The organism is Streptococcus sp. HMSC034B03, from assembly GCF_001838575.1.
GTDB classification, from domain to species: domain Bacteria; phylum Bacillota; class Bacilli; order Lactobacillales; family Streptococcaceae; genus Streptococcus; species Streptococcus anginosus.
This window is the reverse complement of sequence record NZ_KV837633.1, coordinates 185847-209294: the sequence shown is the minus strand read 5'-3', so window position 1 is coordinate 209294 and position 23448 is coordinate 185847. Positions and strand designations below refer to the sequence as shown.

Genomic DNA, 23448 nt, shown 5'->3' with positions numbered 1-23448 from the left:
AAAGTGTGTCCATTTACTTGACTATGTTGCAATTACGCTCTAATTATCACTTTATTTATTCTAGATAACCTTTTTTATACCCTTTCTCCTAACTATTTTATATCTTCCTTGACTAGCAGAGCAACGCACTCAACATGATGCGTCATTGGAAACAAATCCACGGGCTGAACTTTTGTGAGTTTATAGCCTAGTTCTTGATAGAGCTTGATGTCACGTGCCATGGTGGCGGCATTGCAGGAAATATAGACGATTTTCTTTGGATTCATACTGACGCTTGATTTGATAAAACTTTCAGTCAAGCCTTTACGTGGTGGGTCGACCATGATGATACTAGGTTTTATACCTTGGTTCAGCCATTTTTTGATAGCATTTTCTGCTGAATCACAAATATACTGGGCATTGCTAATACCGTTTAGCTCAGCATTCTTTTTGCTATTTTCAACTGCTTGGGGGATGACCTCCACGCCATAGACTTCTTTGACATGTTTCGCAACTGACAATCCAATGGTACCAATCCCCGAATAAGCATCCACTACAATATCCTCTATACTCAACTCAGCGAAATCAATCGCCGTTTGATACAGTTTCTCTGCCATCTCTGTATTGACTTGGTAAAATGCTGGGGAAGCAATTTGAAAGTCATTATCCAGCATGCGGTCAGTAATATAATCTTGTCCATACAGTACATGAAATTCCTTCCCCAAAATCGCATTACCTGGCTGGTCGTTAATATTTTGCATGATAGATTTAATATTCGGAAATTGCGCGACTAATCGCTCAATTAACTGATTTATACGGAAAATCTTGGGACGATTGGTCACTAAAATAACCATGATTTCACCAGAGTAATGTCCACGACGAACCACAATATTACGAATCAGACCAGATTGCTCTTTCTCATCGTAAGGTTTCAGGTCAAAACGACGCAGCAAATCCCGCACTGCCAAAACGACTTGATCAATAACTGGATCCTGAATATAAAAATCCTCAATTGGCATTAAATCGTGCGAATTTTTTCGGAAAAATCCCGTTTCTAGCTGTCCATTGACACGGCGAACAGGAACCTGAGCTTTGTTTCGATAATGTAGTGGGTGCTCCATACCAAGGGTTGGTGCCACTTCGATATCTGCAATTCCAGCAATCTTGTAAAGACTATCTCTAACTTTCTTGGTTTTAAACTTCAGTTGCTCACTATATTTTAGATGCCCAAGGTCAGCAATACCTGTCCTCAGATAATCCACATCAACATCTTCGTTTCGATAAGGGGATTTCGTCAGATAGGCTTCTACCTTGCCAAAACCAATTTTTTTATTGACTTTCAGTATGCGCATACAGATACATTCTGTAGGCAGGGCATTCTCCACAAAGAAAACCAGTCCCTCTACTTTAGCTACTCCTGCACCGTCATGACTCAAATCCACAATTTCTACTTCTATCACATCATTCTTTTTTAACATATATTTCTCTTCCTAACAGCTCTGCCATTTCCCAAAAAAAGAAAGCGACAGCATCATCACTTTCTATTATATCATTTATCTGAGCCCTAATTGTGCTAATTTTGCTTTATAGGCTTCAAAATCAACTAGTAAGCCTTGACCGCCATACATATCATAGGCATCTATCCAATCTCCATTTTCAGGAATGGTCACCTTTTCAACACCATTACGAGCGTTGGTGAGAGAAGACAAGCCGTGCGTTAGTAAAAAGCTATATGGAATGTTGGTCGAGGTTAAAGCAAATACTTTGCCAAGCGCTTCAGAGCCTGTAAAGAGCTTCGTTGGGTCTTTGACTTGCTGAATAATCGCGCTCATCACCTCTTGTTGGCGACGTGTTCGGCCGAAATCTCCTTCGTCATCCTTACGGAAACGCGCATAATTCAAAAGCGTGCGTCCGTCCATTCGCTGTTTGCCAACCTTAATCGTCTGCTCTGGGACCACTCCGTCTTTCATATTGAGGTCGTCCGGCACCTGTACTTCACTCACTTTTTCACCATTGATGGTTGAAAAATTCGCATTCATTTCAACACCATTTGGGAAAAGGGTATCAATAGCTGTCGCAAAAGTTGAAAAATCAACCAAAGCATAATACTTAATGTCAATATCAAAATTGTCTTTCAGCACTTGACGTACCAATTCAGCGCCTTGATTGTTATTTTGCTCCCCAATGGCATATGCTACATTTAACTTTTGATCATAACCAGAACCTTGACTGACTCCATCAATGTGAACGAGCGTATCTCTCATGAAACTGACGAGCTTCATTTTTTTATTTTTTCCACCGACATTTAAGACCATGATCGAATCTGTCCGCGTTTCAGAAGAAGATTGACCAATTCGTCCATCTGTACCCAAAATAAGTATATTCACACCGTCTTTGGTATCTTTCCCATTAAAGACTTCTGTTTGGGCAGCTTTGGCATTTGGGTTGTTTTTTGAAGTGTTCAAGCCTTTTATAAACATGAACAACATGCCCCCTACAATGAGAACCAAAATTAAAGCAAGCCAAGCTAGAATCCGCTTCACACGTATTTTTCTATGCCGCTTTTCCTTTTTAGGCTTGGGTGTATTTTCTACAACACTTTCAGCCGCATTAGTTGGTATACGCTCTGATTTAAATCGTTTATTACGGCGACTTCTCTCTGGATATTGAGGGAGTCCCTGCTCGGTGTAACCAAAATTCTCAGGCACTTGTTGGTCAGAAAAGGTAGCTCTTGCTTCACGAGCTGACTCTACTCTTTGGTCTCCTTCTTGCTTTCTAAGAAGATATTGATATTCTTTTTTCTCGCGTTCATTTAAATAATGGATATTTTTGTAAAGATAGTCCAGTCTCAACTGCTCATGGTGGCTGAGATTATCTGATTTTTTATCCATGATTGCTCCAATCTACTGTTCTGAAATAGTATAAACGGTGTAATTTCCTAAAATTTTATAAGTAATGCCAATTGCTTCTAGCTCTCTCATCGCAAATGACACTAAATCCTCTTTTTCATTATTGATGTCCACAATGAAAAAATATTCTCCCAAAGCGGTCTTCAACGGGCGGCTTTCAATCTTTGTCAAATCAATTCCCCGCCAAGCAAAAGTTGCAAGAGCTTTATATAAAGCACCAGGCAAATTATCTGGCAAAGTTAAAGCAAGTGTTATTTTCTTTTCCTTAGGATATAATGGCAAAGTCGGAATCGACTGTCCCAGCAACCAAAAACGGGTGAAATTCTCAGCCATTTCTTGAATATTCTCTGCAATAATCTGCAGACCGTATTCACTAGCTGCACTCCTTGGCGCAATAGCTGCATAATTTTCTTCTGGATGCTGAGCCACAAAACGAGCCGCATAAGCTGTGCTAGCTGTTATTTCGATTTTAGCTTGTAGATAATGCTGGCGAACATATTTTTTCCCCTGCGCAATTGCCTGCGGATGAGAAAAGATTTTTTCTATTGGCTTATCAGCTGCCGTTGCCAATAATTGTTGCTTGATTGGCTGGACGATTTCTGCCACAGCATGAATGGCTGCCTGATGAAAAAGGTAGTCCAATGTTTCATGAACGCTTCCTTCAATTGAATTTTCAACTGGCACTACAGAATAATCCACTTCTCCTGTCTCGTAGGCTTTTACAACTTCCGTGATATTTTCAAAAGCCACTAACGTATCTGCTGGAAAAGCTTCTTGTGCCACATGATGAGAAAAAGACCCTTTCGGACCTAAAAATCCAATTTTCATTGCAACACCTCCACGATTTGTTTAGGCGTCAGAGTAGTCACATCAATAACTTTTGTAGCCACTTCTTCATACCAAGTCTGACGTTGCTCGAAAAGATTTTTCAAATCAGCTTTGCTATTGTTCAAATAAAGTGGGCGCTGGTGTTCTTGATCCTCTTCAAGACGCTGATAAAGTGTCTCAAAATCTGTTTTTAAATAAATATTTTCAGCGTTCTGCTTTAACAACTCGCGATTTTGAGCATTGCTGATGATGCCACCACCAGTTGAGATGACTTGTTCTGACTGTAGCAATTCTTTTAATAATTCACTTTCTTTTTGCCGAAAAGCTGCTTCGCCATACTGCTCAAAATATTCTTTAATCGGCATTTCCAGTCTCTCTGACAAAAGCTCATCCATATCGATAAAATTTTCATCTAGCAAGCTAGCAACCGTTGTTTTCCCAGCCCCCATGAAACCAATCAAAATCTTAGCCATGAAGTAAGTCCTCCAAATCATCAAAGAAATTTGGATAGCTCGTATTGATAGCTTCGGCGCCCTCCAACTCGACTTGACCGTCCTTTACCAAAAGAGCTGCAATAGCTGTCATCATGCCAATTCGGTGGTCGCCAAATGTATGAACTTTAGCACCGTGAAGAGACGTTTTCCCTTTGATGAGCATGCCGTCTTCTGTCGGAGTAATATCAGCCCCCATGCTATTTAGTGCATCTGCCACAACTTGGATACGGTCTGTTTCTTTTACCTTTAATTCTTCCGCATCACGAATCACCGTTTGCCCCTTAGCTTGAGTGGCCAGAAGTGCAATGATTGGCAATTCATCAATTAAACGTGGGATAATTTCTCCGCCAATTTCTGTGCCGACTAATTCAGACGTCTCTATCGTTATGGTGGCAGACTTAGCAATATTGTCTACATTGGACAAGTTTATATTTCCACCCATAGCTTTAACAACATCCAAAATGCCAGTTCGTGTTTCATTGATACCGACATTTTCCAAAATAATCTTAGAATTAGGAACGATAAGTCCTGCCACTATCCAGAAAGCCGCACTAGAAATATCTCCTGGCACCAACACATTCTGTCCAGTAAACTCTTGTCCACCTTGAACGCGGATTTCCTTGCCATTGACAGAAATCTGACCGCCAAATTGTTTAATCATGTCTTCTGTATGATTCCGGGTCATTTCTTTTTCAACAATGACTGACTCGCCTTGAGCTTGTAAAGCCGCAAATATCAAAGCAGACTTAACCTGAGCAGACGCCACAGGCAAGGTATAATGAATGGGCTGTAAGTTCTTATTCCCATGAATAGTGAGCGGTGGCAAATCACGCTTGGTTCGCCCGGCGATTTGCACCCCCATTTGACGAAGAGGAATCGTTATGCGATCCATAGGACGTTTAGATAAACTATCATCACCAAACATTTCCGCCACAAAATCCTGCCCAGCTAATACACCTGAAATCAAGCGAATGGAGGTTCCAGAATTTCCCATATTCAGTTTGTTTGTCGGCGCTTGAAGACCAGCAAAACCCACTCCATGAATCGTTACTACATTGCCGTCATCTTCAATTTGAACACCTAAATCACGAAAAACTTGCATGGTTGATAAGACGTCTTCACCACGCAAAATATCGTGAACCGTTGTCACTCCTTTGGCCAAACTACCAAACATAATCGATCGATGACTAATAGACTTATCACCCGGCACACGAATGCACCCAGCTAATCCCTTTGCATTTGTTCGTAACTGCATAGAAAACCTCATACCTGATTCTTTTTACATATTGTACCATAAAAAGAGAAGGGAAACAAAAGAGAGCGGGGAAAAAGCTTCATTTCGTTGAATTCAACTTTTCCTCACCCTCTTAAAATTATAAACTTTCTGCAAATTTTTTCTTGATGAATTGTGCAGAATACGCTAATTTTTCTTCCTCTTTTTCCGTTAAACTAAGTTTGACTTGCTCAACAATTCCCTCACGTCCTACAATCGCTGGATAACTCAGGTAGGTGTCTAATGGCTGATAATAATTTGATACTGGCAATTCTTCATGCGAATCCGATACAAGGGCTACTGCTAAACGGATAGCTGCGCTCGCAATACCATAAGATGTGTATTTTTTGCCATAAAAGACGGTATGCCCTCCTTTAAGGGCTTCTAGAGCAATTTCATCCAACTCCTCGACTGAAGCAAATGTAGAAATCGGTTGCCCTTTTATCCGTACTTGGCTCCAAGCTGTAAATTGAGAATTCCCATGTTCTCCAAGATTGTAGCCATAAACACTTCGAGGATCGACACCAAAGCGAACACCAACTGCACGTTTCATACGAGCTGTGTCCAGTAGCGTTCCCGTTCCAATAACACGCTCTTTAGGCAGACCAGTATAGTGTTGATAAAGACTAGTAATGACATCTACTGGATTACTAATAACAATGATAATCCCTGTAAATCCAACTTTTTTCAATTGTTCAGCGACAAAAGGAACTTCCTTGGATGTAAAGGGTAATTCCGCAAATCGATCGGCGTTGGGGTTATCTTGTAATTTGATATTGCCCAGTGCTGATACCACCACATCCGCATCTGCCACTACCTGATAATCATTAACAATGATATTTGCGTGATGATTCAAATTTGCTGCAGCGTCCTGAAAGTCAAGTGCATCTGCTTTGACTTTCGCTTCATTTTTATCAATCAATACATAATCATCAAAAGCACCTTGCGCAATCAGACCATGCGCGACTGCAGCACCAACATTTCCCATACCAATAATCGCAATTTTACGTGACATAAAGCACCTCCATAAAATACACTGTTCAGCTTTCACCATTAAACTGAAAATCCGTCTAGTTGATACATTTCATTATACTCAGAAATTAGTAAAACACAAGTATTTAGCGGAAATATTCAGAAAATTCTCGCTAATTTGTTGAATCCTTTCTTCTCCTATGGATTTCATGCACATAAAAAGCTGACCAAAATCTTGAATCAGCTTGAATCATAACATTATTTCAACAATTCTTGAACCGGATCAAAAATGATACGTTCAATATCAGCCAAGTAAATAGACAATTGTTGTTGTTTATTGAAAAATTCAGTCAGGGCAGGATTGCCTTGAATCTTATCCCCAAACGACTTCATCTTGTCTTGCACTTCTTGCGTTGGCATTTGACCTGATTGCGCCATGCCTTGCAGTTCTTGCTGGAAAGCTAGATAGTCTTTTAAAAGACTCTTTGCTTCACTATCAGCATCTACTGCTTTTTTGCTTTCGACAACAGCTTTGTACTCAGGAAGGTCACGCAGAGTACGGCTAAGTTCATTTGCTAAATCATAAATATTTGACATAGTCTTCCTCCTTAATCTAAAAAGACTGGATAATGTGTCTTTTCTCTTATTATTTTAGCAGATTTTTCCAAATCTTCACGATTTTTAAAGGTGATTTGGAGAATTCCGTTAATGTCTTCACGATTTTCTTCGTTGATGTGAATGTTAACAATGGACGTTCCTCTTAGAAGTTCTAGGATACCTAAAATAGCATCTTCTTCATCAGGAACATTGATGAAAATGTCATAAAAGCTATCCACACCAGCTCGTTTATGAATTTCCATAGCTTTTCGGACTTGCCGCCCATGTTGAAAAAATTTCCAAATCACATCTTCATTTTTATTCTGAATAGCACCTGAAATAGTATCCAAGCGCTTCTTAAAATCCTCTATCCTCTCTAAAATAGCATCTGGATTTGTCAACAAAATCGAAGTCCACATGCCCGGCTCACTTTCTGCAATCCGTGTCATATCACGAAATCCTCCAGCAGCGAAATGCTGCGTCATCTCGTGTTGCTGAGTATAGGCAGTGGCTTGATCCATAAGACTAGAAGCGAGAATATGCGGAAAATGGCTAATTTGACTGGTGACACGATCATGCTCGTTGGCATCAATTTCGATAAAGCGAGCATGCAGACCAGATAAGAGATTCTTCATTTCTGCTATCGTGCCGTCTTTCGTCAAATGAGACGGAGTAAAAATATAATAGGCATTTTCAAAGAGATTTACATCTGCTGCACTAGCACCTGACTTATGGCTACCAGCCATCGGATGAGCACCTATAAAGCGAATGGTTTTCTCCTTTAGAGCTTCTTCAGCAGCAGCTACAATTTCAGCTTTGGTAGAACCTGCATCTGAGATAATCACATCTTTTTTCAAATCTAGAGTTGCTAATTGCCTGATAAACTCAATGGTTTGCTTGATAGGGACAGCAAGAATAATCACATCTGCCAGAGGAGCAAATTCAGCAAATTGGTCGGTCACTTGATCTACCATGCGTTTTTCAAGGGCAATTTTTCGGGATTCTTCGCCACGATTGTAACCTAATATAGTATAGTCTGGATGATCACGTCGAATTCCAAGCGCGATTGATGAACCAATCAAACCAAGACCTGCAATATAAATAACTCTCTTTTCCATGCTTACTCCTTACTTTGGCTCAACGATAAATCCCAGAATAATCGACACTAAAATAATAACCATAACAATCGCTGTGAAAATCGTATACATTTTATCTTTTGTTTTGACAAAAATGATAAAAGTTGAAATCACTCGAAAAATCGGTGTCAAAATAAGCATAAAAGCCCCTAGTAACATAAACGTCACTGCATCAAAAATGGAATGGCTCTTCACATAGGCAACTGGATTAAACTGTTCCAAATTCTTTAAAGAAATGACCTGCTGACCACTAAAAAGGTAAAGAACCAAGCCAATAAACATAAAAAGAATGGAGAGAAAAATCCCTATGCGAAGAATTTTCCCCATGACCAAATCCAGCTCTTCTTTTTGCATTTTATCTGTCATTGCATACCTCGTATAAACATCTGCACACCCAGAGCTAATAAAGCGACTAGAAAAATCCAGCGCAATACTTTTACAGGTACATAAGGCATGATGCGGCTTCCGATGAAAGAACCTGCTAAAACACCCAAGGCGATTGGTGTAACCAATACCGGGTTGATTTGTCCTATAAAAAGGTAAAAGATAGCTGAAGCCGTTCCTGTCACTCCCATCATAAAGTTAGAAGTTGCTGAACTAGCTTTTAAAGGCATTTTCATAACAGTATCCATGGCCAATACTTTGAAAGCACCCGCACCAATTCCTAAAAGCGCCGACATAACACCTGCAAAGAACATGACAACAGAGCCACCAGGGACATTGGTCACTTGATACTTGATTGTTTGATTGAGACCTTTGTCAAAATATTCACCACCAAGATTTAATTTCTCTGCGATAGCATCATTGTGACTCACATTCTGATTGTCCTTTTTATCATGAATCTTCTGGTACATATTAAATGCTTGAAAGAGCATGAGAGCGCCATAAAGTAAGAAAAGGACTTGTGAATCTGTTATCACTGATAACATAGCGCCTACAAAAGCTCCTAAAGTCGTAAAAATTTCCAAAAACATGGCAATTCGCAGATTGAGCATATCATCTTTGAGATAGGCAATCGCAGACCCTGAACTAGTTGCTAAAACTGCAATAATAGAGGCTCCTACCGCATACTTAATGTCTACTCCAAATAAGAGAGTGAGTACAGGCGTGATAACAATTCCGCCTCCAAGTCCTAATAAAGCGCCCAAAATTCCTGCAAAAATTCCGACCAAAGTCATTGTAAAAATATAGGTGAGCATTAAAATCCTTTCACATAATCGCGGTGTTGTTGAACGGCTTCTTTTAATTCTTTCAGATTGTCTGAAGAGAATTTCTCCAAAACCTCAGTTGCAAGCACTGTTGCAACAACAGCTTCCATAACAACACCAGCAGCTGGAAGAGCTGTCGGATCGCTTCGCTCCACCGTTGCCTTATAAGGCTCATGTGTCTCAATATCAACGCTCATAAGTGGCTTGTAGAGAGTTGGTATTGGCTTCATCACTCCGCGCACTACGATAGGTTCTCCGTTGGTCATACCGCCCTCGAAACCACCTAGATTGTTAGTACGACGAGTAAAGCCGTCCTCTTTAGACCAGATTATTTCATCCATCACCTGACTGCCCTTAAGCCGCCCTGCTTCAAAACCAACTCCAAATTCCACACCTTTAAATGCATTGATAGAAACCACTCCTTGAGCAATTTTAGCATCTAGCTTTCTATCCCATTGAACATAGGAACCAAGCCCAACTGGCACACCACCGACAATGGTTTCAACAATTCCACCAATCGTGTCGCCATCTTTCTTAATCTGATCAATATAGGCTTTTATTTCCTCTTCACGTTCTGGATTGACAATCGAAACTTCTGACTGACGAGCACGTTTCTTGATTTCAGAAACGGTCAGATTTTCCGGAACCTCAATGTCAATGCCACCGAAAGTTACGATATGACTAGCTACCTCAACTCCGATTTCTTCTAAAAGACGCTTAGCAACAGCTCCCACCGCAACCCGCATGGTCGTTTCACGCGCAGAAGAGCGCTCCAATGAATTGCGCAAGTCGTCAAAACGATATTTCATACCGCCGACCAAATCTGCATGACCTGGACGAGGTTTGGTAATCTTGCGCAGCCCTTTTTTCTTGTCCTCCACATCTGCTACATTCATGATGTCCAACCATTTTTGATGATCTAGATTGGTCACATTGAGTGTAATCGGTCCCCCCATGGTTCGCCCATGCCGAACACCAGAAGTAATTTCCACTTTGTCACTCTCTATTTTCATACGAACTCCACGACCGTATCCGCCCTGACGGCGTTTCAATTCTGCATTGATATAGTCAGCTGTCAAAGGAAGCCCAGCTGGCACTCCTTCAATGATAGCTGTTAAACGCGGTCCATGTGACTCCCCAGCAGTTAAATATCTCATTCCGTTACCTCATCTGTTGTTGCTATTTAGCACTTACTTTTCTAAATAATCTTTCATTTCTTCTAAAGGAATCTGATGAATGGCTGCCCTGCCTAATTCTGGAACAATGACTAATTTGATTGTCTTGCCCCGAGCTTTCTTATCATGAAGTAAGGCATGATAGAGTTCTTCTTGTCGCCAAGGTTGATAATCAACTGGAAGCCCAAATTTGCGACACATCTGCTCAATATCTGTGGTAATCCCTTTAGGCATCAGCCCCTTTTTTTCTGCTACACGCGCTACCTGAACCATTCCAATAGCCACAGCTTCTCCGTGCATGACTTTGCCATAACCAGCAGTTGCCTCCACTGCATGACCAATCGTATGTCCAAAATTTAGATAAAGGCGCACACCATTGTCAAGTTCGTCTTCCACTACTAGCTTTCGTTTGACATTGCAAGAATGATAGATGATACTTTCTGCGTGCTCCAAAATGGACTCTGGACTACCATCTATGTCAGACAGTTCCTGCCATAGCTCCACGTCCTCAATCAAACCATACTTGATGACCTCTCCCATACCTTCAATCAATTCACGTTGTCCTAAAGTTGTTAAAACATCTGGGTCAATCAGAACCCCGTCCGGCTGAGTAAAAGTACCTACCATGTTCTTAGCCCACGGCGTATTGACTCCTGTTTTCCCACCAATCGAAGAATCTACCTGAGCCGTCAAACTCGTCGGCATCTGTACAAAATGAATGCCTCGCATATAAGTTGAAGCTGCAAAGCCAGCCAAATCACCAACCACACCGCCACCCAAGGCAACAATACCATCACTGCGAGTCATCCCTACTTTAGCGAGAAATTCATAAACTTTATTGACCGTTGTTAAATTTTTACTAGCTTCTCCTTCCAGAAAATCAAATACAAACACTTCAAAGCCAGCAACTTCTAAGCTGTGTTTAACCGTTTCAGCATACAGACTTGCCACATGATTATCTGTGATAACAACGACCTTTTGAGCTGACCATAAACTTGCCAGCCATTCTCCAGCTTTGGCTAAAGTACCTTTTTCAATGACAATATCGTAAGGATGATTGGGGATATTCACATTTAATTTCATAGGCAACTCCTTATTTGTACTTCTTTTCCAATGTCTGCCAAATTTTTTTAGTCGGCATTTCTTTTCCTGTCCATAATTTGAATGCTTCTGCCGCCTGATACAACAACATTCCCAAGCCATTCACTACTTCAACGTCTTGTCCTTTTGCCCATTTTAAAAATGGGGTCTCAAACGGCTGGTAAATCACATCTGCCACAAGAAGTGAATGTGGTAAACGAATACTGCTTGGTATTGGTAAAGCCTTACCGTCCATGCCTAAACTAGTCCCATTGACCAATAAAGCGGAAACATTAATTTTTTCTTGTAGTAATTCTTGATTTTCTAAAGGTAATACCCAAATCTTCGCTGCAGTCTTCTGCTGAATTTCCTTCATTTTCTGTGAAACGCGTTCAAAAGAGGACTGGCGCGTAAACACAAAAATCTCCTCAGCACCATCCAAAACAGCCTGTATAATAATTGCTGTTGCAGCTCCGCCAGCTCCAAGCATGACCATTTTTTTACCCGTGATGACAAAAGAAGGCAAGCTCATAAAAAATCCCTTGCCATCTGTGTTATAACCAATCAATTTTCCATGTTGATTCACAACAGTATTCACTGCTCCAATCATCTGCGCAGCAGGTGTCACTTCATCTAAAAAAGGAATCACAGCCTGTTTATAAGGCATGGACAAATTGATTCCAAACATATTATAGCGGCGAATGTTTTCAACAGTTGCTTTCAAGTCATCCTGTGAGATTTCCCAAGCCACATAAACACCATTAACACCCGTTTGCTCAAATGCTAAATTATGGATAAAAGGAGAAATACTGTGCTTGATTGGATTGGCGACAACTGCCGCTAAACGAGTATAGCCGTCAATTTTCATTCAAAATCTCCTGAATTTGTTTCATACTAGCAAGAGAAATTTGACCTGGTGCACTGGATTCATCCAAGCTTGCAAACGACCAGCTTGAGCCTGTCAAATCTGCTGTTATCCGCGAAATCTTTCCAATTTGTCCCATGGAAATCGTTACAAAATCTTGATTTGGATTTAAAGTTTTAAAACCACGCGTATAGTTCATCAAGTCTAGTACATCTTGCTCGCTGCGCGCCATAACAGAAATTTTCACCACTTTTGGTGTCAAACTGGTCAATTCAGATAAAATTTCCATCATGTTTTCAGGCGTTTCTTCAAAATTATGATAGCTCAAAACAAGATTTGGAAAATCCAACATTTCCTCAAATCTATTTTTGTGAGAAAAATATTCAAAATCAATATAATCCGGCTGATAAATCGTTGAAATTTCCTTGATGGTAGAAATATATTCATCATCCGTCAATTCAATATTTCCACCTTCGTCAATTGTTCTCAAAGTGAAAATCAATTCACGACCAGCAAATTTTTCAAAAATAGCAGGTGCAACAGTCAAAACCTCATCTTTTGCTAAAAAATCAGCACGCCATTCAATAATGTCCGCGTCATCATAACGCGAGCTATCAATATTCTGCGCTTCCTCTAAATTTTTCGGCATCACTGATACGACTAATTTCATTTGTCCACCTTAATGGTAAATACCTTGAGGTAATTACTTCTTTCATCTTTTTTATTATAAGTAAAATCTGCTGGCAAACCGTATTCTTTCAAATAACGGTGCTTGCTTCCTGCAAAACCTTTTTCAATTTCTTTTTTAAACTTAGTACGTGAAACATTCGCAGCATTTGTACTAGCAATGATAATCCCTTGGGGATTTAAAATTTCCAAAGACTGAGCAATCAACTTATGATAATCCTTCGCCACAGAAAAAGTTTGTTTTTTATTTCTTGCAAAACTCGGCGGATCTAACACAATTACATCATAAGTCAAACCATGTCGTTTTGCATATTTGAAATAGTCAAACACATCCATTACAAAGAATGTATGGTTGCTTAAGTCAAGATTATTCTCTCTAAAATGTGCTTCCGACAATTCACGACTGCGTTTTGCCAAATCAACAGAGGTCGTCTGGCTGGCTCCTCCCATGGCTGCCGCAACTGAAAAAGCTGCCGTGTAGGAAAACATATTTAACAGCGACTTGCCAGCTGCTAGACCGTCTACCAAGCTACCACGCACCTCATGCTGATCGAGGAAAATTCCCGTCATCAATCCATCGTTTAAAAACACTTGATAGCGAACACCATTTTCTAAAATCGTGAAAAATGCTGGTGCTTCTTGCCCATACAAATGAGCAGATTCAACATTCAAACCCTTGAAACGAATTTTCTCATACGCTCCTGTAACTTCTGGAAAAACCTGCTGAAACGCTTGAACAATGGTATCTTTAATTTCGTAAACAAAGAAATTATACCAAGAAAAGACAGCATATTCTTGATACAAATCTATTGTCAACCCACCAAATCCATCTCCTTCTTGATTAAAAAGGCGGTAAGCTGTTGTCTCTTTTGATTGTTGATAAACTTGTCGCTTTTCTTTCGCATGTTGGAATAACTGACAGAAAAACGAGACATCTAAAGTTACTTTCTTCTGTGAGATAAACCAGCCGATACCCTTGTTTTGCTCTGATAAGTATGCGATACCTACAAAATTTCCTTTTGCATTTACCAATTCTACAACTTGATGATGAAAAGAAAGTGAGGGAAAATCTTGTTTTTCTAAAACAAATCGTCCTTTTTTTATGTTTTCTTCAGTGTAAGAAGGAATCGTAAGCTGTTTCATAAGCTCTATTATATCAAATGTTATGAATTTTCTCAAAAAAATGTACTACTTATTACAAAATGATTGCAAAAAATGTGTTCATATGTAAAAATTCTATTTATTCTCAATCGATAAAAATCCTTTCTCTGTTTTTTATCTAGCAAAAGAAAATGCAACATTTTAAATTACCAACTTAAATCAAAAATATGTTATACTTAGTAGTGAAAATTTTAGGAAATAAGACAAGGAAGTATATATTTGTGAAAACTATGACTAGGAAGATACTCAACTTCATGAGTACAAGACTAGGTTTTGTCTTGACCTTACTGACTCTTTATTGGCTGAAAACCATGTGGGCCTATTCTGTTGATTTTAATCTGGATATTCAAGGCGCTTATCAAGTCTTTCTCTCTATCATCAATCCTCTTCCATTAGGATTATTACTGATTGGGCTAGCACTTTATATTAAGAGAACCAAGGTTTTTTACATTCTCGCAGTTACGCTTTACATTTTATTATTTGTTTGGCTCATTTCAAATTCAATCTATTATCGCGAGTTTAGTGATTTTGTCACTGTTAATACCATGCTCGCTTCAAGTAGTGTTTCTGCTGGTCTAGGAGAAGCTGCTCTTGAGTTATTTAGACCTGGAGATTTGATTTACATCATTGATTTTCCAATCTTAGGTTTTCTTTTCTATAAGAAATGGATTCGTTTGGATGATCGGTCGTTCAACAAGCGAGCTAGCTTTGCTATTACTGCTCTATCTAGTATGCTCTTTTCAGCCAACCTCTTTTTAGCGGAAGTTGACCGCCCAGAGTTATTGACACGCGGCTTCTCTAATTATTATGTTGTCCGCGCCCTAGGGTTGCCAGCATTTCTTGGCTATAGTGCTAATCAGACTTATAGCGCCAACAAAGAACGCTCTAAAGCAAGTGCTGAAGATTTGAAACCAGTTGAAGAATACGTCAAGTCACACTATGCCGAGCCAAATAAAGAGTATTACGGAATTGCTAAAGGTAGAAATGTCATCTATCTTCATTTAGAAAGTTTCCAACAATTCCTGATTGATTATAAATTAAAGTCTGAGGGCAAAGAATACGAAGTAACTCCATTCCTCAATTCTCTTTATCATTCAAACTCAACGTTTGCTTTTTCTAATATCTTTAATCAAGTAAAAGCTGGAAAAACATCTGATGCAGAAACGATGTTAGAAACTGGTTTGTTCGGTCTCAATCAGGGCTCCTTTATGGTAAACTATGGTGGAACAAACACGCAGCAAGCTGCTCCGTACATTCTCTCAAAAAATGGTTATAATTCTAGTGCCGTTTTCCACGGAAATGCTGGTAGTTTCTGGAATCGAAATACCACCTACAAACAATGGGGATATAACTATTTCTTCGATTCTTCTTACTTTTCTAAGCAAGACAAAACGAATTCATTCCAATATGGTCTGAATGATAAGATTATGTTCAAAGATTCTATTAAATATCTTGAACATTTACAACAACCATTTTATGCAAAATACATCACCGTTTCTAATCACTATCCTTATACAACTAGCTTGATTGGAGACGAGATTGGTTTTCCACTTGCTTCAACCAAGGATGAAACAATCAATGGTTATTTTGCAACGGCCAATTATCTAGATTCTGCCGTTAAATCATTCTTTGACTACTTAAAAGCGTCTGGTCTTTATGAGAATTCAATCATCGTTCTTTATGGTGACCACTACGGTATCTCTAATTCACGGAATCCTTCGCTGGCGCCATTACTAGGCAAAAATTCTGAAACTTGGTCTAGCTATGACAATGCTATGCTGCAAAGAGTTCCTTATATGGTTGTTATTCCTGGCATGACAAAAGGAAAAGTCGTTAATACCTATGGCGGACAAGTTGACCTCTTGCCTACTTTAGAACATTTGCTCGGTATTGATTCTAAACAATACCTACAAGTCGGACAAGATTTACTCTCTCTAAAACATCAACAAACCGTTGCCTTTCGTTCATCAAACTATTTTGTAACTCCTAAGTATACTAGCTACAGTGGACGTACTTACTACACAGAAACAGGAGAAGAAATTACCAATCCAGATGAAACAACTAAGGCAGAATTGGAAAAAATCCGCAACACAACCAATGAGCAGTTGAAAATGAGTGACCTGATTCAAACCGGAGACTTACTTCGCTTCTATACTGGAAATGATTTAGGGAAAGTGAATCCTAAGGACTATTCTTACACTAATTCACTTAAATCATTATTATCTATTGAAAAGAAAAAAGGTGATGAATCTACAAGTCTTTATAGCAAACGAGGTGGTAATTCAACTGTTGATCTGTTTAATTCCCCAAGCTATCGTGCTCTTCACCCTGAACAATTTGAATCAACAAGTAACGGTTCTTCCTCATCAACAGAAGAATCCAGCTCTTCTTCTAAATAACCAAAAATCCCATACAAGTAAAATGAACTGTATGGGATTTTATAATGAAACAAAACACTTAATTTATCAATATTTTGATGACTTGATTAACCCGATCAAAGTAAAATTGCTCCTCGTCATAAGTAATGCCTGTTGCTTTTGCCAACAAAATCAATATTTCCATAAAAAATTGAGAAGAAAAACCTGTAGTGGAATGCAATTCTTCTTCATCAAAATGTTTAATCAAATGCGCTAATGGGTTCCGAACGGATTTCTCCAACTTTCGTAGTTCTTTGACCATGATTTTAACTTGCTCTGGTAAATCCAACAGTAAAATCAAGCTAGCCAGACTAGAAGAATGAACTGGACTTTCAGCATGGAAAGTACTCAAAATAGGATGATCTGTATTTTTCATCTTTTCAAAATTCCAACGATCGTAACTCGCTTCTCTAGAATTATGAATATAGGATTCAATATCAGGAATTTCTTGCTTAATCAAACGCATAAAAATCCGATAAATCGCCGGACTAACGGCACGAATAAAGTCAATCACTTGTTCGTTTTTGAGCTTTGCTTCTAAGTCATATAGGTAATTCGCTAATTGCTCATCTTCCTCAGAATCATGACAAAAAAGTTGAAAATCATTTCTAATTTTCAACTGATATTCCATAGCAGGGCGAATATTCAACTCTCTCCGCTCTGCCATGATATACAAAAGTTCAACTAAGTTTGAGTCTGCACCATTCAGCCTTTGAGCTAATTTATAAGCATGAGCATAATCATAGCGAGAAATAGCGTAGGTTATCTCTTCTTTCACGTCTAAATTTTTAATCATGATTCTGAAATAAGCGTTTCTAAACCAACTTTCATCATATCTGTGAAAGTCGTTTGACGTTCTTCTGCCGTTGTATCTTCGTCTGGATGAACCAAGCTATCTGAAATAGTCATAATGCCAAGTGCTTCGACATTATATTGAGCAGCTAAATAGTAAAGAGCTGCCGCTTCCATTTCCACAGCCAAAACTCCCATTTTACCAAGTTCAATATTTTTTTCACCGTAGTTTGAGTAGAAAACATCTGATGATAAGACACTTCCAACGTGCGTTGTCATACCAAAATCCTTGGCAAGGTGATAAGCCTTATCTAAAAGACAAAAACTTGCAATTTGCGGAAAGTCATATTGAGGCCAATCATTACGAATGATATTTGAATTTGTCGCTGCTGCTTGCGCTAATACCAATTCACGTACATGAACGTCTTTATTCAACGAACCAGCCGTTCCTACACGAATTAAACGTTTCACGCCATAGTTAACAATCAACTCATGAGCATAGATAGAAATAGACGGAATTCCCATTCCAGTTCCCATAACACTAACACGATGCCCCTTATAAGTCCCTGTATAACCAAACATGTTGCGAACTTCATTAAAACATACAGCATCTTCTAAAAAGTTTTCGGCAATAAATTTGGCACGGAGTGGGTCTCCAGGTAGTAAAATTTTATCGGCAATTTCGCCTTGTTTTGCTGCAATATGGATTGACATAAGTAAGATACCAAGCCCGTCAAAAATCAAAAATCCAAACTGAAAAGTACAAGCGCTAAAAAACTTTTCTTAGGAGCTTATTCATCTCAGAAAGGATTGCGTACGGGTTTTATTCCTTTCGTTTCTAGTTGAGTTCAGAAAGAGATGTGATTGTAAGTTCAATCTTCGACTCTTTTTACATTTATGTTTTTTATAGTTCTGCAAGGATTGCTTTTACAAGTCCTTTAAAGTTTTCCTTGATACGTTCTGTCACTCCTACGACTTCTTCATGGTTTAGCTCGCTTTGAAAACCAGCTGCAAAGTTTGTAATAGCAGAAATTCCCAATACTTTCAAGCCTGAGTGGGCTGCCACAATTACTTCTGGAACAGTTGACATACCGACAGCGCTAGCTCCTAAGGTTTGGAAAGCGCGGATTTCAGCTGGTGTTTCATACGTTGGTCCCGTCACACCCAGATAAACTCCTTCTTTCAATTCAATGCCTAATTTTTCTGCTACGCTGTGGGCTTTTTCACGGTAAGCTTTTGTATAAGCATCAGACATATCTGGGAAGCGTGGTCCAAATTCGTCCAAATTCGCTCCAATCAAAGGATTTTGCCCCGTCAGATTGATATGGTCTGAAATAGCCATTAACGTCCCTGGACCATATCCAATCCCTCCAGCGGCATTGGTAACAATGACACCTTCACAACCTAGCGCTTTCATTACACGGACAGGGAAAGTCACTACTTCCATTGGATTTCCTTCGTAAAAATGAAAACGTCCTTGCAAAGCCAGTACTTTCCGACCTGCTAAATCGCCATAAACCAATTTACCAGCATGCCCCACCACTGTTGAGCGACCCCAATTTGGAATGCCTGCATAGTCAATGCTGACAGCATTTTCAATCTCACCAGCTAATTCTCCCAAACCAGAACCGAGAATCAAACCAAATTCTGGTGCGGTCATTCCTTTATCTTTTAAAAACTGTGCTGTTTCGTTAATTTTATCCATTAAATTCATATCTTTATCCTTTTATATCTTTTTTAATTTTCACTCGAAAAATGTTGAATGACACAATTACGCTCCACTCTCAAGACCATATTCTAATCTTTCTTATTCTTTTTGAACATCAGCATTTAGTGCAACACTAATTCGGACTGAATCCATGATAATGACATAAATATAATAACATGTGACATAAAATTCTATTCTCCTTTTGATTCGGTTGATTTTAAAATTTGTACACCATTTCCTCCAGCAACAATGACCATATCCACCATTTGATTAAAGAGTCCATGTTCTACCACACCGACTACATGATCTAGCTCTTGCCCAAATTCGACTGGATTTTCAATCACTCCTAAGTCAAGATCGATAATGAAATTCTGCATATCAGTGATATAGCGCTGCCCATTTTTTTCACGAAATGACGGTTTATAGCCTGCATGTTCAAAACGACGGAAAAGCTGTTCTGCTCCGTATTGTACGACTTCTACTGGTAATTTGAAAGCACCTAGTTTACCAACCATTTTACTTTCATCAACTACCCAAATGTAGGTTTTGGTGGGAGTTGCGACAACTTTTTCCATAAGCAGAGCGCCGCCACCGCCTTTGATACCATTGAAGTTAGTATCCACCTCATCAGCTCCGTCAACGGTCACATCTACTTCATCTACTTCATCAATTGATTTCAAAGGAATACCTAAACACCGAGCTTGTTCACTCGTTGTGCTTGAAGTTGTAACTGCTGTTATTTTCAGTCCTTCTTCCTTGATACGCCGTCCAACTTCTTCCACAAAATAATAGGCAGTCGAACCCGTTCCTAAACCAACTACCATACCGTCTTTCACATATTCTGCAGCTTTGATTCCTGCCATTTTTTTGAGGTTTTCCATTTTTGCTCCTTTATTCAATCTGCTTCTAGTATACCATGATTTGCCAACTTTAGCACCCAAAAAATGAAACCACTTTCTTTTTAAATAATCCCTTTTTTACAAACATTCTAAAATCCGAATATTCTATTTTTCTTGATTATAAAACACCAAAAATTCCAGATTTTCTTTGCTATAATTTGATATATCAAATGAATAAACGAATGATATTTGAAGCTTTCTTAAAATTTATTTTATTGTATTAAAAAGAGATGATGAATTTATTTGAACAAAAACAGCATGTAAAAATCTTGCGACGAACCTTGTTTTGCGTTACAATGAATATAGATTGCATAAACACATTATAAGGATTAAATTGATGATAACCAAAGAATTTGATACGATTGCTGCCATTTCCACCCCTCTTGGTGAAGGAGCTATCGGCATTGTTAGACTGAGCGGGACGGACAGCTTTGCCATTGCTCAAAAAATCTTTAAAGGAAAAGATTTGAGTACCGTTGCCAGTCACACACTAAATTATGGGCATATTATTGACCCAGAAAAAAACGAAATTTTAGATGAAGTTATGGTTGGAGTTATGCGTTCTCCTAAAACCTTCACGCGCGAAGACGTGATTGAGATTAACACTCACGGAGGAATTGCTGTGACCAACGAAATCCTCCAATTAGCTATTCGAGAAGGTGCTAGAATGGCGGAACCTGGTGAATTTACTAAGCGCGCCTTTCTCAATGGACGCGTGGATTTGACGCAAGCAGAGGCTATTATGGACATTATTCGAGCAAAAACGGACAAAGCCATGAATATCGCCGTCAAGCAACTGGACGGTTCTCTGTCCGACCTCATCAATAATACACGTCAGGAAATTCTTAACACACTAGCTCAAGTCGAGGTCAATATTGACTATCCAGAATACGACGATGTTGAGGAAATGACTACCAAACTGTTGCGTGAAAAAACAGCTGAATTTGAAAAACTGCTGACTCAACTTTTAAAAACAGCTCGCCGCGGTAAGATTCTGCGCGAAGGAATTTCTACTGCTATTATTGGTCGCCCAAATGTTGGCAAATCTAGTCTCCTTAACAACTTGCTCCGTGAAGATAAGGCTATTGTAACGGACATTGCTGGAACCACTCGCGATGTCATTGAAGAATATGTCAACATCAACGGAGTGCCACTCAAGTTGATTGATACTGCGGGTATTCGTGATACAGATGATATTGTCGAACAAATCGGAGTAGAGCGTTCCAAAAAAGCGCTCCAAGACGCTGACCTTGTACTTCTTGTGTTAAATGCTAGTGAGCCATTGACAGAACAAGATCGCAAACTGTTAGAAATCAGTCAAGACACCAATCGTATCTTGCTGCTCAATAAAACTGACTTAGAGGAGAAGATCGAAGTTGACCAGCTTCCCGATGATTTTATCAAGATTTCTGTTCTTCAAAATCAAAATATTGATAAAATCGAAGAACGAATCAACCAACTTTTCTTTGAAAATGCAGGCATTGTAGAACAAGACGCTACTTATCTCTCTAACGCTCGCCATATTTCTCTGATTGAAAAAGCTGTCGAAAGTCTCCAAGCTGTCAATGAGGGACTGGATTTAGGAATGCCTGTTGACTTAGTCCAAGTGGATCTCACCCGAACATGGGAAATCCTTGGTGAAATCACAGGTGATGCCGCTCCTGATGAACTCATTAGCCAACTTTTCAGCCAATTTTGTTTGGGAAAATAATAGTAAACAAATTCGAACAAAAACAAGTAAGCTCTATGATTTCTATAGGAATAACCTTAGAAATCATAGAGCTTCTTACTTTTCATCAAAAAGAGAATAAGACAGAACTAAACATTTAAAATTTTTAGTTCGTAGTTTCAACCTTTCATTACTAAACCGATAAAATGGCAGAAACTTCGTTCTCACAGAGCAGACACAACATTACGATCTAATTGTCATGAACGGAGAACCTTCTGTATTATCAGTTGGATCCAAACTCCGTACTCTAAATAAATAATCTACTGAATAATAGCCATTATTATTAGCATTATACGGATCCATTACGTAAGTCATTCCGTTGTTATAGCCCCTCATGACTAGCTCATGCGTAACAGGATAATTTGCAAATATACTGGTTCCTACTGCACCAAGCACATGGTATCCCATAGCAAGTGCTTCTCGCACAGCTGCAGTTGAACCTAAAACATCCGTTTTCAAGCCCCAATGTCGAGCTGCTAAGACAATACCCCGACTCGTTGTGCCGTAGCTTCTCTTATTAAATTCGTTCGTAGAATGATAGAGATAATCTGCCACAGTTGTTGGTAAAACAGTCTGTCCTGTAATACCAGAAATTGCCATAGCAACTGTTGTTGGAACGCAACCCGTTGCAGCAAATGTGTAGCCACCATAAGTTCGTCCTGCCCAACGACCATCACGTTGAGAAAAATATGGTGTCGAATAAGACGTTTTAGAAACTTGTACTGTTGTGCCCGCCACTCCAACCAGCTTACCATTGTTTTGAATGTAATACAAATGAATATTGTATTCGCCGGTTGAGTTCTTATGGTCACTCGCTTTGACAGTTATCTTATAGGTACCGTCAGCTCGTTTCGCAGCAGTGTACCAAATGATGTCATCTTGACCATTTACACTAGACCACGTTGGCAGCTTCACTTCACGAACACCATAAGGACCGGAAACATTAGACACCACCACATCAAACGTTCCTGTTTTAGGATTATTATTTTGAATCGTGATTTTTCCAGTTGGTTTAAGGTTTTCTGCAGAAATTGTCACATCGGTTGATGTACCGCCTACTCCAATCAATGTTCCATTGTTTTGAACATAGTACAAATGAATATAGTACAAACCAGTTGAATTCTTATGATCACTTGCTTTAATGAACGCCTTATAAGTTCCATTGGTCTGTCTAGTGGCAGTGTACCAAATAATATCGTCCTGACCATTGACATTAGACCAAGTCGGTAATTTCACTTCACGAACACCATCTGGGTTAGAAACATTGGAGACAATTACTTCAAAAGTTCCTTTATTCGCATCTTTATTTTGAATCGTTAATGTACCTTTTGGACGTGCAATTGAAACTTCTGTCGTTGTACCACCTACTCCAACGAGTTTACCATTGTTTTGGATATAATACAGATGAATGTGGTATAAACCTGTACTTCTTTTATGGTCACTCGCTTTGACAGTTGTTTTGTAAGTTCCATTGGCTTGTCTAGTGGCAGTATACCAAATAATATCATCCTGACCATTGACATTAGACCAAGTCGGTAA

General features: G+C 39.2%; 22 protein-coding genes. 2 read left to right on the top strand and 20 right to left on the bottom strand.

What is annotated here, in order from left to right:
- Nucleotides 1–92: 92 nt before the first annotated feature.
- From rlmD to HMPREF2634_RS07380, 15 genes are all read right to left on the bottom strand, one after another.
- On the bottom strand, nucleotides 93–1457 hold the full coding sequence (rlmD, locus tag HMPREF2634_RS07450) for a 23S rRNA (uracil(1939)-C(5))-methyltransferase RlmD (protein WP_070836443.1): 1365 nt from the start codon (nucleotides 1455–1457) through the stop codon (nucleotides 93–95).
- A 75-nt stretch (nucleotides 1458–1532) separates the two neighbouring features.
- A complete protein-coding gene (locus HMPREF2634_RS07445; protein ID WP_070836442.1) occupies nucleotides 1533–2870 on the bottom strand; it encodes an LCP family protein in 1338 nt (445 codons plus the stop codon).
- Between the two features lie 12 nt (nucleotides 2871–2882).
- Nucleotides 2883–3716 (bottom strand): prephenate dehydratase, encoded by an 834-nt coding sequence (pheA, locus tag HMPREF2634_RS07440; RefSeq protein ID WP_070836441.1) that lies wholly within the window; start codon nucleotides 3714–3716, stop codon nucleotides 2883–2885.
- Nucleotides 3713–4189, bottom strand: coding sequence for a shikimate kinase (locus HMPREF2634_RS07435; RefSeq protein WP_003023977.1), 477 nt, complete (start codon nucleotides 4187–4189; stop codon nucleotides 3713–3715). Before HMPREF2634_RS07435 ends, pheA begins: the two co-directional genes overlap by 4 nt.
- A complete protein-coding gene (aroA, locus tag HMPREF2634_RS07430) occupies nucleotides 4182–5465 on the bottom strand; it encodes a 3-phosphoshikimate 1-carboxyvinyltransferase (protein ID WP_070836440.1) in 1284 nt (427 codons plus the stop codon). The genes HMPREF2634_RS07435 and aroA overlap by 8 nt, the downstream gene beginning before the upstream one ends.
- Before the next feature lie 118 nt (nucleotides 5466–5583).
- Complete coding sequence (locus HMPREF2634_RS07425; RefSeq protein WP_070836439.1) at nucleotides 5584–6498, bottom strand: L-lactate dehydrogenase; 915 nt, start codon at nucleotides 6496–6498, stop codon at nucleotides 5584–5586.
- 215 nt (nucleotides 6499–6713) lie between these two features.
- Nucleotides 6714–7052, bottom strand: coding sequence for a YlbF/YmcA family competence regulator (locus HMPREF2634_RS07420; protein WP_003023972.1), 339 nt, complete (start codon nucleotides 7050–7052; stop codon nucleotides 6714–6716).
- An 11-nt stretch (nucleotides 7053–7063) separates the two neighbouring features.
- Nucleotides 7064–8170 (bottom strand): prephenate dehydrogenase, encoded by a 1107-nt coding sequence (locus HMPREF2634_RS07415; protein WP_070836438.1) that lies wholly within the window; start codon nucleotides 8168–8170, stop codon nucleotides 7064–7066.
- Nucleotides 8171–8179: 9 nt separating this feature from the next.
- Nucleotides 8180–8554, bottom strand: a complete 375-nt coding sequence (locus tag HMPREF2634_RS07410; protein WP_049507952.1) for a DUF1634 domain-containing protein — start codon at nucleotides 8552–8554, stop codon at nucleotides 8180–8182.
- Nucleotides 8551–9387 (bottom strand): sulfite exporter TauE/SafE family protein, encoded by an 837-nt coding sequence (locus HMPREF2634_RS07405; RefSeq protein WP_021001859.1) that lies wholly within the window; start codon nucleotides 9385–9387, stop codon nucleotides 8551–8553. The genes HMPREF2634_RS07410 and HMPREF2634_RS07405 overlap by 4 nt, the downstream gene beginning before the upstream one ends.
- On the bottom strand, nucleotides 9387–10553 hold the full coding sequence (aroC, locus tag HMPREF2634_RS07400; RefSeq protein ID WP_070836437.1) for a chorismate synthase: 1167 nt from the start codon (nucleotides 10551–10553) through the stop codon (nucleotides 9387–9389). Before aroC ends, HMPREF2634_RS07405 begins: the two co-directional genes overlap by 1 nt.
- A gap of 33 nt (nucleotides 10554–10586) precedes the next feature.
- Entirely contained in the window at nucleotides 10587–11654 is a 1068-nt protein-coding gene (gene aroB, locus HMPREF2634_RS07395; protein ID WP_021001861.1) for a 3-dehydroquinate synthase, read from the bottom strand.
- Nucleotides 11655–11664: 10 nt separating this feature from the next.
- On the bottom strand, nucleotides 11665–12519 hold the full coding sequence (locus HMPREF2634_RS07390) for a shikimate dehydrogenase (protein WP_021001862.1): 855 nt from the start codon (nucleotides 12517–12519) through the stop codon (nucleotides 11665–11667).
- The gene (aroD, locus tag HMPREF2634_RS07385; protein WP_021001863.1) at nucleotides 12509–13186 is read right to left on the bottom strand and encodes a type I 3-dehydroquinate dehydratase; all 678 of its coding nucleotides are present in this window, start codon (nucleotides 13184–13186) and stop codon (nucleotides 12509–12511) included. The genes HMPREF2634_RS07390 and aroD overlap by 11 nt, the downstream gene beginning before the upstream one ends.
- Nucleotides 13183–14346, bottom strand: coding sequence for a class I SAM-dependent rRNA methyltransferase (locus HMPREF2634_RS07380; RefSeq protein WP_021001864.1), 1164 nt, complete (start codon nucleotides 14344–14346; stop codon nucleotides 13183–13185). Before HMPREF2634_RS07380 ends, aroD begins: the two co-directional genes overlap by 4 nt.
- A gap of 248 nt (nucleotides 14347–14594) precedes the next feature.
- Here HMPREF2634_RS07380 and HMPREF2634_RS07375 point away from each other — a divergent pair, with 248 nt between their 5' ends.
- Complete coding sequence (locus tag HMPREF2634_RS07375) at nucleotides 14595–16763, top strand: LTA synthase family protein (RefSeq protein WP_373878981.1); 2169 nt, start codon at nucleotides 14595–14597, stop codon at nucleotides 16761–16763.
- Between the two features lie 58 nt (nucleotides 16764–16821).
- Here HMPREF2634_RS07375 and HMPREF2634_RS07370 read toward each other — a convergent pair whose 3' ends face one another.
- The 4 genes from HMPREF2634_RS07370 to rpiA all read right to left on the bottom strand — a co-directional run bounded on the left by HMPREF2634_RS07370 (nucleotide 16822) and on the right by rpiA (nucleotide 20162).
- The gene (locus HMPREF2634_RS07370; protein WP_003023949.1) at nucleotides 16822–17577 is read right to left on the bottom strand and encodes a hypothetical protein; all 756 of its coding nucleotides are present in this window, start codon (nucleotides 17575–17577) and stop codon (nucleotides 16822–16824) included.
- On the bottom strand, nucleotides 17574–18287 hold the full coding sequence (gene deoD, locus HMPREF2634_RS07365) for a purine-nucleoside phosphorylase (protein ID WP_021001866.1): 714 nt from the start codon (nucleotides 18285–18287) through the stop codon (nucleotides 17574–17576). Before deoD ends, HMPREF2634_RS07370 begins: the two co-directional genes overlap by 4 nt.
- A 190-nt stretch (nucleotides 18288–18477) precedes the next feature.
- Nucleotides 18478–19287 (bottom strand): purine-nucleoside phosphorylase, encoded by an 810-nt coding sequence (locus HMPREF2634_RS07360; protein ID WP_070836435.1) that lies wholly within the window; start codon nucleotides 19285–19287, stop codon nucleotides 18478–18480.
- 185 nt (nucleotides 19288–19472) lie between these two features.
- Entirely contained in the window at nucleotides 19473–20162 is a 690-nt protein-coding gene (gene rpiA, locus HMPREF2634_RS07355; RefSeq protein ID WP_021001867.1) for a ribose-5-phosphate isomerase RpiA, read from the bottom strand.
- 355 nt (nucleotides 20163–20517) lie between these two features.
- Between rpiA and mnmE the strand changes: the two genes are divergently transcribed.
- Nucleotides 20518–21891 (top strand): tRNA uridine-5-carboxymethylaminomethyl(34) synthesis GTPase MnmE, encoded by a 1374-nt coding sequence (gene mnmE / locus HMPREF2634_RS07350; RefSeq protein WP_021001868.1) that lies wholly within the window; start codon nucleotides 20518–20520, stop codon nucleotides 21889–21891.
- 201 nt (nucleotides 21892–22092) lie between these two features.
- Here mnmE and HMPREF2634_RS10255 read toward each other — a convergent pair.
- Nucleotides 22093–23448 (bottom strand): GBS Bsp-like repeat-containing protein (locus HMPREF2634_RS10255; protein ID WP_257362202.1); only part of this gene is annotated, 1356 nt, incomplete at its 5' end.

Excerpts from the sequence above, each read along its gene's own strand:
- rlmD (WP_070836443.1), bottom strand. The coding sequence starts at position 1,457 with ATGTTAAAAAAGAATGATGTGATAGAAGTAGAAATTGTGGATTTGAGT.
- HMPREF2634_RS07445 (WP_070836442.1), bottom strand. The coding sequence starts at position 2,870 with ATGGATAAAAAATCAGATAATCTCAGCCACCATGAGCAGTTGAGACTG.
- pheA (WP_070836441.1), bottom strand. The coding sequence starts at position 3,716 with ATGAAAATTGGATTTTTAGGTCCGAAAGGGTCTTTTTCTCATCATGTG.
- HMPREF2634_RS07435 (WP_003023977.1), bottom strand. The coding sequence starts at position 4,189 with ATGGCTAAGATTTTGATTGGTTTCATGGGGGCTGGGAAAACAACGGTT.
- aroA (WP_070836440.1), bottom strand. The coding sequence starts at position 5,465 with ATGCAGTTACGAACAAATGCAAAGGGATTAGCTGGGTGCATTCGTGTG.
- HMPREF2634_RS07425 (WP_070836439.1), bottom strand. The coding sequence starts at position 6,498 with ATGTCACGTAAAATTGCGATTATTGGTATGGGAAATGTTGGTGCTGCA.
- HMPREF2634_RS07420 (WP_003023972.1), bottom strand. The coding sequence starts at position 7,052 with ATGTCAAATATTTATGATTTAGCAAATGAACTTAGCCGTACTCTGCGT.
- HMPREF2634_RS07415 (WP_070836438.1), bottom strand. The coding sequence starts at position 8,170 with ATGGAAAAGAGAGTTATTTATATTGCAGGTCTTGGTTTGATTGGTTCA.
- HMPREF2634_RS07410 (WP_049507952.1), bottom strand. The coding sequence starts at position 8,554 with ATGACAGATAAAATGCAAAAAGAAGAGCTGGATTTGGTCATGGGGAAA.
- HMPREF2634_RS07405 (WP_021001859.1), bottom strand. The coding sequence starts at position 9,387 with ATGCTCACCTATATTTTTACAATGACTTTGGTCGGAATTTTTGCAGGA.
- aroC (WP_070836437.1), bottom strand. The coding sequence starts at position 10,553 with ATGAGATATTTAACTGCTGGGGAGTCACATGGACCGCGTTTAACAGCT.
- aroB (WP_021001861.1), bottom strand. The coding sequence starts at position 11,654 with ATGAAATTAAATGTGAATATCCCCAATCATCCTTACGATATTGTCATT.
- HMPREF2634_RS07390 (WP_021001862.1), bottom strand. The coding sequence starts at position 12,519 with ATGAAAATTGACGGCTATACTCGTTTAGCGGCAGTTGTCGCCAATCCA.
- aroD (WP_021001863.1), bottom strand. The coding sequence starts at position 13,186 with ATGAAATTAGTCGTATCAGTGATGCCGAAAAATTTAGAGGAAGCGCAG.
- HMPREF2634_RS07380 (WP_021001864.1), bottom strand. The coding sequence starts at position 14,346 with ATGAAACAGCTTACGATTCCTTCTTACACTGAAGAAAACATAAAAAAA.
- HMPREF2634_RS07375 (WP_373878981.1), top strand. The coding sequence starts at position 14,595 with ATGACTAGGAAGATACTCAACTTCATGAGTACAAGACTAGGTTTTGTC.
- HMPREF2634_RS07370 (WP_003023949.1), bottom strand. The coding sequence starts at position 17,577 with ATGATTAAAAATTTAGACGTGAAAGAAGAGATAACCTACGCTATTTCT.
- deoD (WP_021001866.1), bottom strand. The coding sequence starts at position 18,287 with ATGTCAATCCATATTGCAGCAAAACAAGGCGAAATTGCCGATAAAATT.
- HMPREF2634_RS07360 (WP_070836435.1), bottom strand. The coding sequence starts at position 19,287 with ATGAATTTAATGGATAAAATTAACGAAACAGCACAGTTTTTAAAAGAT.
- rpiA (WP_021001867.1), bottom strand. The coding sequence starts at position 20,162 with ATGGAAAACCTCAAAAAAATGGCAGGAATCAAAGCTGCAGAATATGTG.
- mnmE (WP_021001868.1), top strand. The coding sequence starts at position 20,518 with ATGATAACCAAAGAATTTGATACGATTGCTGCCATTTCCACCCCTCTT.